The organism is Micromonospora maritima (assembly GCF_902825405.1).
GTDB lineage: Bacteria > Actinomycetota > Actinomycetes > Mycobacteriales > Micromonosporaceae > Micromonospora > Micromonospora maritima.
Genome location: NZ_CADEAU010000221.1, coordinates 1 through 8,672 on the forward strand (window position 1 = coordinate 1; position 8,672 = coordinate 8,672).

8 protein-coding genes and 1 pseudogene are annotated in these 8,672 nt (G+C 73.9%); 8 read left to right on the forward strand and 1 reads right to left on the reverse strand.

Translation table 11 applies throughout. The features are described from left to right. From HUW36_RS34115 to HUW36_RS19230, 8 genes and pseudogenes are all read left to right on the forward strand, one after another. Positions 1 to 459 (forward strand): annotated as a pseudogene (locus tag HUW36_RS34115) (hypothetical protein); the annotation flags it as partial. A 460-nt stretch (positions 460 to 919) separates the two neighbouring features. Beyond that, entirely contained in the window at positions 920 to 1,759 is an 840-nt protein-coding gene (locus HUW36_RS19200) for a DUF4097 family beta strand repeat-containing protein (RefSeq protein ID WP_174529439.1), read from the forward strand. Next, a complete protein-coding gene (locus HUW36_RS19205) occupies positions 1,756 to 2,376 on the forward strand; it encodes a PadR family transcriptional regulator (RefSeq protein WP_174529440.1) in 621 nt (206 codons plus the stop codon). The genes HUW36_RS19200 and HUW36_RS19205 overlap by 4 nt, the downstream gene beginning before the upstream one ends. Positions 2,377 to 2,441: 65 nt before the next feature. Next, a complete protein-coding gene (locus HUW36_RS19210) occupies positions 2,442 to 3,143 on the forward strand; it encodes a response regulator transcription factor (RefSeq protein WP_088646020.1) in 702 nt (233 codons plus the stop codon). Beyond that, positions 3,140 to 4,684 (forward strand): sensor histidine kinase, encoded by a 1,545-nt coding sequence (locus tag HUW36_RS19215; RefSeq protein ID WP_174529441.1) that lies wholly within the window; start codon positions 3,140 to 3,142, stop codon positions 4,682 to 4,684. Before HUW36_RS19210 ends, HUW36_RS19215 begins: the two co-directional genes overlap by 4 nt. Before the next feature lie 62 nt (positions 4,685 to 4,746). Continuing rightward, positions 4,747 to 6,270, forward strand: coding sequence for a trypsin-like peptidase domain-containing protein (locus HUW36_RS19220; RefSeq protein ID WP_174529442.1), 1,524 nt, complete (start codon positions 4,747 to 4,749; stop codon positions 6,268 to 6,270). Between the two features lie 134 nt (positions 6,271 to 6,404). Further along, the gene (locus tag HUW36_RS19225) at positions 6,405 to 7,076 is read left to right on the forward strand and encodes a BON domain-containing protein (protein WP_174529443.1); all 672 of its coding nucleotides are present in this window, start codon (positions 6,405 to 6,407) and stop codon (positions 7,074 to 7,076) included. Positions 7,077 to 7,243: 167 nt separating this feature from the next. Next, positions 7,244 to 8,305 (forward strand): glycosyltransferase, encoded by a 1,062-nt coding sequence (locus tag HUW36_RS19230; RefSeq protein WP_174529444.1) that lies wholly within the window; start codon positions 7,244 to 7,246, stop codon positions 8,303 to 8,305. 4 nt (positions 8,306 to 8,309) lie between these two features. Here HUW36_RS19230 and HUW36_RS19235 read toward each other — a convergent pair whose 3' ends face one another. Further along, positions 8,310 to 8,534: a hypothetical protein gene (locus HUW36_RS19235; RefSeq protein WP_246248226.1), complete on the reverse strand. Its 225-nt coding sequence runs from the start codon at positions 8,532 to 8,534 to the stop codon at positions 8,310 to 8,312. Between the last annotated feature and the right edge of the window lie 138 nt (positions 8,535 to 8,672).

Consider the following 8,672-nt stretch of genomic DNA (forward strand, 5'->3'; position numbering starts at 1 on the left):
GCCGCCGAGGCCGCCGTCCACCCGGCGCCGTCCACCCGGAGCCGGGTGACCCGTCCCGCCCCGGTGCTCGGTCACCCGACCGTCCATCCGCTCTCGCCGGCACCCCGGCCCCGCTCCCTGGCCGACGTCACGTCCCGCTCCGACATCGCGTCCTCCGCGGGCGTCGTGTCCCCGCCGTCGCCGTCGCCGTCGCCGTCGCCGTCGACCGTGGCGGTGCCGTCGCGGTCGCCGTCGCCGTCACTGTCGGCCGTGGCGGTGCCGTCGCCGTCGCTGTCGGCCGTGGTCGAGCCGTCGCTGTCGCTGTCGGCCGTGGTCGAGCCGTCGCTGTCGCTGTCGGCCGTGGTCGAACCGTTGGCGGTGGCTGGTGCGCAGTCCCCTTCCGGCTCGCCGGCGGTGGCAGGTGCGCCGCCGATCACCGGCACCCCGTCCAGCGGGCCGGATCTCGACCTGGCCGCCTGACCACTCCGCCGCCGCGCCCTCCGCGCTCACCCTCCCGCCGACGAACGGCACGCGCCTCACTCGCCCCGCACCCGTCCCGCCCCAGGAGATCGATCTTCCACTCCTCAGGACACCCACAGATCTTGGTACGAAACGGCCCCCAGAGGGGCCTCCGCGTACCAAGATCTCGGGCATTCATGGGTGAGCGGAGTGGCGCGACCCGGACGGCCGAGGCAGGAAGGCTGCCTCCCGCCCCCGTGGTTCCCGCCCCGGGGCTCGCCTCGTTGATCAAGGAGTTTGCGTCGGCGTTCGGCCCGGAACTCGACGCGAACTCCTTGATCAACGCGGGGAGGGGGTGACGCGGGAGGGAGAGGGAGACGCGATACGGTCGCGATGGGACTTGTTCAGTCGCGATGTATCGCGTTATGGTTTCCTCGGGATCGGGCGTGCCCTGGGCGGCGCGCGACGAAGGGGAGGAACCATGGCCAGCTGGACGGTCGACAGCCCACGGCGGCTCACCCTGGACGAGCCGGTCACCCGGCTGGAGGTCCGGTTGGTCAGTGGCCGGCTCAACGTGGTCGCCACCGACGGCCCGGCCCGGGTCGACGTCACCCGGATCAGTCGCCGGCCGCTCGTGGTCGAGCTGCGCGACGGCCGGCTGACCGTCCGGCACGAGCGGACCACCCGCTGGCCGGGTGTGCTCTGGTGGCTGGGTCAGCTGCGCCGCCGCTACCGCGCCGAGGTGTCGGTGGCGGTGCCGGCCGAGGCGCTGGCCGACCTGCACCTGGTCGACGGCGCGCTGGTCGCCTCCGGGCTGCGTCGCGACACCCGGGTCGACGTCACCTCCGGCCAGGTCACCCTGATGGGGCTGCGCGGCCGCACCACCGCCAAGGTCGTCTCCGGCCCGGTGGAGGCGCTCGGCATCGGCGGCGACCTCGACCTGGAGACCGTCTCCGGCGAGCTGATCCTGGCCGACAGCGCGCCCGAGCGGGTCCGCGCCCACGCGGTCTCCGGCTCGATCACCTGCGACCTGGACAACCCGCGCGGCAGTGAGATCCGGCTCAGCGCCATCTCCGGCAGCATCACCGTGCGGGTCCGCGAGGACAGCGACCTCAGCGTGCACCTGCACACCACCTCCGGCCGGATCACCAGCGGCTTCCCGCAGATCTGCGGCGGCCAGCACGGCTTCGGCGCGGTCAAGGACAGTCACGGGGTGCTCGGCGGGGGCGCCGGTAAGCTCTGGGCGTCCGCGACGTCCGGCAGCATCGCGCTGCTGGCCCGCCCGGTCGTGGACGCCGACGACGTGGAGGACCTGCCGTGACCGCCGTGTTCAGCCACGGGCGGCTCCGGCTCTACCTGCTCAAGCTCCTCGACGACGGGCCCAAGCACGGCTACGAGCTGATCCGCCTGCTGGAGGAGCGTTTCCTCGGCCTCTACGCGCCCAGCGCCGGCACCATCTATCCCCGGCTCCAGCGGCTGGAGGTGGAGGGCCTGGTGACCCACACCGCGGCGGGTGGGCGCAAGGTCTACCAGATCACCGACGCCGGGCGGGCCGAACTGCGGCAGCGCGCCGACGAGCTGAGCACGCTGGAGGCCGACATCAGCGCCTCCGTCGAGGACCTCTCCGCGCTGGCCGGTGAGATCCGCACCGAGGTACGCGGCTCCACCCGCGACCTGAAACGGGAGCTGCGCGAGGTGACCCGGCAGACCCGCCAGGGTCGCTGGACGCCGCCCCCGCCCCCGCGCGCGGGCGGCAACGGGACCCCGCCCGGGCCGGCCGGATCGCCGCTGCTGGCCGAGTTCGACCAGCGGCTGGCCGCGTTCACGGTCGAGGTGGGCGCGCTGGTCCGGGCCGGGCGGCTCAGCGACAACCAGCTCCGCACCGCGATCCGGCTGCTCGACGGCGCGCTCGACGGGCTGCGACGACTGCTCCGCTGAGGCTCACAGGTTGTTTCCAGGTGGCACCCAGCGCGACCGCAGCCGGAGCACGGATGATGGGAGCCATGGCGGCTACCCAGACCGAGGCCCGACTGCTCGTCGTCGAGGACGATCCCAACATCCTCGAACTGCTCTCCGCGAGCCTGCGCTTCGCCGGCTTCGACGTGGCGACGGCGACCAGCGGCAGCGCCGCGCTGCACGCCGCCAAGGACCACCGGCCCGACCTGGTGGTGCTCGACGTGATGCTGCCGGACCTGGACGGCTTCGAGGTCATCCGGATGCTGCGCGAGGGCGGCACGCGTACCCCGGTGGTGTTCCTGACCGCACGGGACGCCACCGACGACAAGATCCGTGGGCTGACCCTGGGCGGCGACGACTACGTCACCAAGCCGTTCAGCCTGGAGGAGCTGACCGCCCGGATCCGGGCCGTGCTGCGACGCACCGCGACCGGCGAGCACGCGCCGTCCCGGCTCACCTTCGCCGACCTGGAGCTGGACGAGGAGACCCACGAGGTGCACCGGGCCGGCCAGCGGGTGCAGCTGTCGCCGACCGAGTTCAAGCTGTTGCGCTACCTGATGCTCAACGCCAACCGGGTGCTCAGCAAGGCGCAGATCCTCGACCACGTCTGGAACTACGACTTCCGCGGTGACGACAACATCGTCGAGTCCTACATCTCCTACCTGCGGCGCAAGGTCGACAACACCCAGCCCCGGCTGATCCACACCCTGCGCGGGGTGGGCTACGTGCTCCGCAAGCCGGCGGCGTGAGCGCCGTCCACGACGCGAAGGGCTGGCTGCGCGGGATCCCGCTGCGGCTCAAGCTGGTCACCGCCGTGTTGGCACTGGTCGGCGGGGCACTGCTGGTCATCAGCGTCTCCACCGCCTACTTTTTGCACGACTATCTGGTGGGGCGGATAGACGGCGAACTGAACGACCAGCTCGACCGGGGCGTGACCGTCAGTCAGGAGAATCTGAGCACGCTTCCCACCGACTACCTGGTCGCCCAGTGGAACAGCACCGTCCGGCAGGGCAAGGTGGCACGCGACCGCGCGCTCGACGACCAGGACCTGCCGGCGGGCATCAGCAAACAGAGCTGGTACGACGAGCACGCCAACGGGGAAGCGTTCACCGACGACGGCGCGGACAAGCGGGTCCGGTGGCGGTTGATGGTGCGGCAGGACGGCGAGGACTCGTACCGGGTCGTCGGGCAGAACCTCGATGACGTCGATCTCTCCGTCCGGCAGCTGCTCTGGATAGACCTGCTGGTCGGCGGCGCGGTGCTGATCATCCTGGCGGCGGTGGGCGCGGGCATCGTGCGTACCAGCCTCAAGCCCCTGGTGGAGATCGAGCGGACCGCGGCGGCCATCGCCGGCGGGGACCTGACCCGGCGGGTGCCCGACCCGGAGGAGGGACGGGCCTGCCCGACCTCCGAGCTGGGCCGGCTCTCCCGGGCGTTGAACGCGATGCTGGCCCAGATCGAGGCCGCGTTCACCGCGCGGGCCGCCTCCGAGGCGGCGGCGCGCAGCGCCGAGATGGGCGCCCGGGACGCGGCCGCCTCGGCGCAGGCGTCGGAGGGGCGGGCGCGCCGCTCGGAGGAGCGGATGCGGCAGTTCATCGCGGACGCCTCGCACGAGCTGCGGACGCCGCTGACCACCATCCGGGGCTTCGCGGAGCTGTACCGGCAGGGCGCGGCGCGGGAGCCGGAGCAGACCGCCGACCTGCTGCGCCGCATCGAGGACGAGGCGTCCCGGATGGGGCTGCTGGTCGAGGACCTGCTGCTGCTGGCCCGGATGGACCGGGAGCGACCGATCGCGCTGGCCCCGGTGGAGCTGCCGGTGCTGGCCTCGGACGCGGTGGAGGCGGCCCGGGTGGTGGACCCGGACCGGCGGATCGAGCTGGAGCGGGAACCGGGTTCCGGGCCGCTGGTGGTGCTCGGTGACGACGCCCGGCTGCGTCAGGTGATCGGCAACCTGATGACCAACGCGCTCACCCACACGCCGTCGGACGCCGCGGTGACCCTGCGGCTGCGGGCGGAGACCGGCAACGTCGCCGTGGTGGAGGTCGCGGACACCGGACCCGGCCTGACCCCGGAGCAGGCCGAACGGGTCTTCGAGCGGTTCTACCGGGTGGACGCCGCCCGGACCCGGCGGGCCGGCGGGCCGACCAGCACCGGGCTCGGCCTGGCCATCGTGGCCGCGCTGGTGACGGCGCACCACGGCACGGTCGAGGCGGCCGAGACGCCGGGTGGGGGCGCCACGTTCCGGGTGAGGCTGCCGCTGCTGCCGGAGTCGCCGGAGCCGGGCGAGTGACTTACAGAAAACATTCAGGCGGATTCCAGGCTGGTGACAGTGCCACGGGGAAAGCTGGTGTCATGACCGAGCACGAGACCGATCCGCAGCGGTCGCCGGCCCCCGCCGACGCCGAGCCGTCGCACCACACCGCCGAGCTGCCCCGCGTCGAGAGCGGGACGTCGGACTCCACCGCCACCCCGGCCGCCGCGCCGGTTCCGGCCGACTCCCCGGCCGCCGGAACCGCCGCCCACGCCGCCTCTCCCGGCCCGTCCGACCCGGCCGCCCACGGCGGCCAGGGCACCCACGCCGGCTCGCCGGGCAACCCGTACGGGCCGCCCGCCGCGACGCCGTACCAGGTCTCCGGGCAGCCGCAGCAGCCCTATCCCTGGTACGGGGGACAGCACCAGGGCGGCTGGGCGCAGCAGGGCGGCAGCGGCTACCCGTCGCCGCACTCCGGTGGCCCGGTGCCGACGTACCAGGCCCAGGCGCACCAGCAGTATCCGCACCAGGCCGGGCAGCCGGTCCCGCCGTGGGGCCCGCAGCAGCCGGCGCGGCCGAGCCGGGCCGGCAAGTTCGTCGGCGCGGGCGCCCTGGCGCTGGCCCTGATGCTCGGCTCGGGCGTGGCCGGTGGCGCGCTGGCCCTCGCGCTCGACGACGGTGGCGGCGTCACCCGCACCTACTCCGCCGCCCCGGTGATCAACAGCGCCGACCTGCCCAAGATCGCGGCTGCGGTCCAGGACAGCATCGTCACGATCATGACGAGCAGCGGTGAGGGCTCCGGGGTGATCCTCAGCGCCGACGGGTACGTGCTGACCAACAACCACGTGGTCGCCTCCGCCGGCGGGGACACGGTCAAGGTGGTCTTCGCCGACGGCAAGACCGCCACGGCGAAGATCGTCGGGACCGACCCGAAGACCGACCTCGCGGTGGTCCAGGCCAGCGGCGTGAGCAACCTGAAGGCGGCCAAGTTCGGCGACAGCGACGCCATGCAGGTCGGCGACCAGGTGCTCGCCCTGGGCAGCCCGCTCGGCCTCCAGGGCTCGGTGACCGCCGGCATCCTGAGCGCCCGCGACCGCACCATCGCCGCCGGCGAGGGCGGCCAGCAGCAGAACCCGCAGCAGGGCGCCAGCTCCATCTCCGGGCTGCTCCAGACCGACGCGCCGATCAACCCGGGCAACTCCGGCGGCGCGCTTGTCAACACCCGGGGCGAGGTGATCGGGATCAACACCGCGATCGCCACCGCCGGGCAGGGCAGCAACGGCAACATCGGCGTCGGCTTCGCCATCCCGAGCAACAAGGCCAAGGACGTGGCCGAGAAGCTCCAGCGGGGCGAGAAGGTCAGCCACCCGTCGCTGGGCGTCAGCGTGAACGCCGCCGAGGACGGCGGTGCCCTGGTCGCCGCCGTCACGCCGGGCAGCGCCGCCGAGAAGGCCGGGCTCCAGCGGGGCGACGTGATCACCAAGTTCGGCGACACGGTGGTCAACGACTCCAACGACCTGGTCGGCGCCGTGCAGGCCGGCAAGGTCGGCGACCGGGTGGAGGTCCAGTACAAGCGAAACGGATCGGCCGAGACGGCAACCGTGACGCTCGCCGAGACGTCATAGTCCTCGAGACCTGCCTCCCTCCGGGCGGCGGGTGACGGAGCCAAGGGGGTTGGCTCCGTCACCCGCCGCCCTTTTTCGTGCCTCACCCGGTCCGGGTGACCCGGGCTCACCCCCACCGGCGGCACCCTCGGGACATGACCACCACCGTCGCCGTACGCACCGACCAGGAGATCCAGCGGGACGTCCTCGCCGAGCTGGACTGGGACGCGCAGACCCGGCCCACCGAGATCGGCGTGACCGTCGCCGAAGGCGTGGTCACGCTCGCCGGCCAGGTGGACAGCTACGCCCGGCGGTGGGCGGCCGAGCGCTGCGCGCACCGGGTACGCGGGGTTCGGGCGGTCGCCAGCGAACTCGACGTCGACCTGCCCGCCACCGACCGGCGTACCGACGCCGACATCGCGATCGCGGCCAGCCGGGCGCTGGAGTGGGACAGCTTCGTGCCGGCCGAACGGCTGGACGTGACCGTCGCCGCCGGCTGGGTCATGCTCCGCGGCGAGGTGGAGTACGGGTTCCAGCGCCGGACCGCCGAGCGCGAACTGCGCCGGCTGCGCGGCGTACGCGGGGTGACCAACCTGGTCGAGGTGCGGCCGCCGACCCCGCCCAGCGACGAGCAGAACCGCCGTGACCTGCGCCGCCTGCTGGTCCGGCGGACCGGGACCGATCGCGTCGAGGTCCGGGTCGAGGGCGACACCGTGGTGCTGGCCGGCGTGGTGCGCGCCTGGTGGCAGCGGGAGGAGGCGGAACGGGCGGCCTGGGCCCTGCCCGGCGTACGGGAGGTGCACGTCGGGATCGTGGTGACCGCCTGAGCGTCGACCACCCGCCGTCGACGTCGGCCGATGGCCGGCGACGCTGCCGTTTACCGCCGGTCGGGTCGGGAACCCGGCGTCGATCGGGTACCACCGGGGACCAACGGGGAGGACTCGTGGCCGTGAACCAGCCGGACCGCGCGTGGGCCGGACCTCTCCGGATCGCGATGGTGGTGCCGCCGTGGCTCTCGGTGCCGCCACCCGGGTACGGCGGGCTGGAGACCCTGGTGGCCGGGCTCGTCGACGCGTTGGTCGACCGGGGGCACGCGGTGACGCTGGTCGGCGCCGGCACGGAGCACGGCACGACCGCCCGCTTCGTCTCGACCTGCCCCGACCTGCAGTACGACCGGCTCGGCGAGTCGCTGCCGGAGCTGGCCCACCTGGCCCACGTCGACCGTCTGGTGGACCCGGCCGACTTCGACCTGGTGCACGACCACACCACCATCGGCCCGATGGTGGCCGGTCGCCGCCGGGTCCCCACCGTGGCCACCGTGCACGGCAACCCGGTCGGGGAGTACGGCACGGTGCTCAGCAACACCGACCGGGGCGTGGGCCTGATCGCGATCTCGCACGCCCAGCGCCGGGCGAACCCGGGCCTGCCGTGGGTCGGCACGGTGCACAACGCGATGCCGTTGCGGGACATCCCGCGTAAGCGGTCGCCCGGGGCCGGGCCGGTGCTCTGGCTCGCCCGGTTCAGCCCGGACAAGGGCCCGGACCTGGCGAACCGGGCGTGCCGCGCGGCCGGGCTGCCGCTCACCCTGGCCGGCAAGTGCCACGAGCCGGCCGAGCGCCGCTACCTGGAACAGGTGGTCGAGCCGCTGCTGGACTCCGACGTCTCGCTCGTGGTGAACGCGGACCGCGAGGCCACGCTCCGGCTGCTGCTCGACGCCCGCTGCCTGATCATGCCGATCCAGTGGGCGGAGCCGTTCGGCATGGTGATGGTCGAGGCGATGGCGACCGGTACGCCGGTGGTGGCGCTGCGCCGGGGCGCGGTGCCGGAGCTGGTCCGACCCGGGATCACCGGGCTGGTCTGCGACCGCGCCGACGAGCTGCCGGCGGCGCTGCGGGCGGCGGCCGACCTGGACCCGGCGGACTGCGTCGCGCACGTCGCGGAGAACTTCTCGGTGGAGCGGATGGCCGCCGACCACGAGGCGGTGTACCGGGGTTTCCTGGCCGCCCGGGCCACCGCGGACCGCCCGCGCGCGGTCACCCCGGTCGGCGCCGGCTGACCCGTCAGGTGGGCCCGGTCAGCAGCCGTGCGGCGGCGGCGTCGAGCTGTCGGGCGTACCCGGGACTGATGCTCCCCTCGCGGCGGCGTTCGGCTATCTTGCCGCGGAGCCGGTCCACGGCGGCGGTCACCTCGCCCTCGTCGGCGGCGACCGCGTTGCGCAGCAGGTTGCGCAGGTCGACGCCGACGTCGCCGCGGATCTGGCCCTCCGCCAGCCCGGCCGCGATCAACCCGTCGACCCGCTCGGCCGCCTCGGCCGGGTCGTCGGCCGCGGCGGTCGGCCCGGCGGTGGCGGCCGGCGGCGTCGGTTCGGCGGACGGGGTGCCTGGCGTCTAGATCGGAAGAGCACACGTCTGAACTCCAGTCAC

What these genes read in the sequence shown, in the direction of transcription:
- HUW36_RS19210 (WP_088646020.1), top strand. Translation starts at nt 2,442, where the DNA reads ATGGCGGCTACCCAGACCGAGGCCCGACTGCTCGTCGTCGAGGACGAT.
- HUW36_RS19225 (WP_174529443.1), top strand. Translation starts at nt 6,405, where the DNA reads ATGACCACCACCGTCGCCGTACGCACCGACCAGGAGATCCAGCGGGAC.
- HUW36_RS19200 (WP_174529439.1), top strand. Translation starts at nt 920, where the DNA reads ATGGCCAGCTGGACGGTCGACAGCCCACGGCGGCTCACCCTGGACGAG.
- HUW36_RS19220 (WP_174529442.1), top strand. Translation starts at nt 4,747, where the DNA reads ATGACCGAGCACGAGACCGATCCGCAGCGGTCGCCGGCCCCCGCCGAC.
- HUW36_RS19230 (WP_174529444.1), top strand. Translation starts at nt 7,244, where the DNA reads ATGGTGGTGCCGCCGTGGCTCTCGGTGCCGCCACCCGGGTACGGCGGG.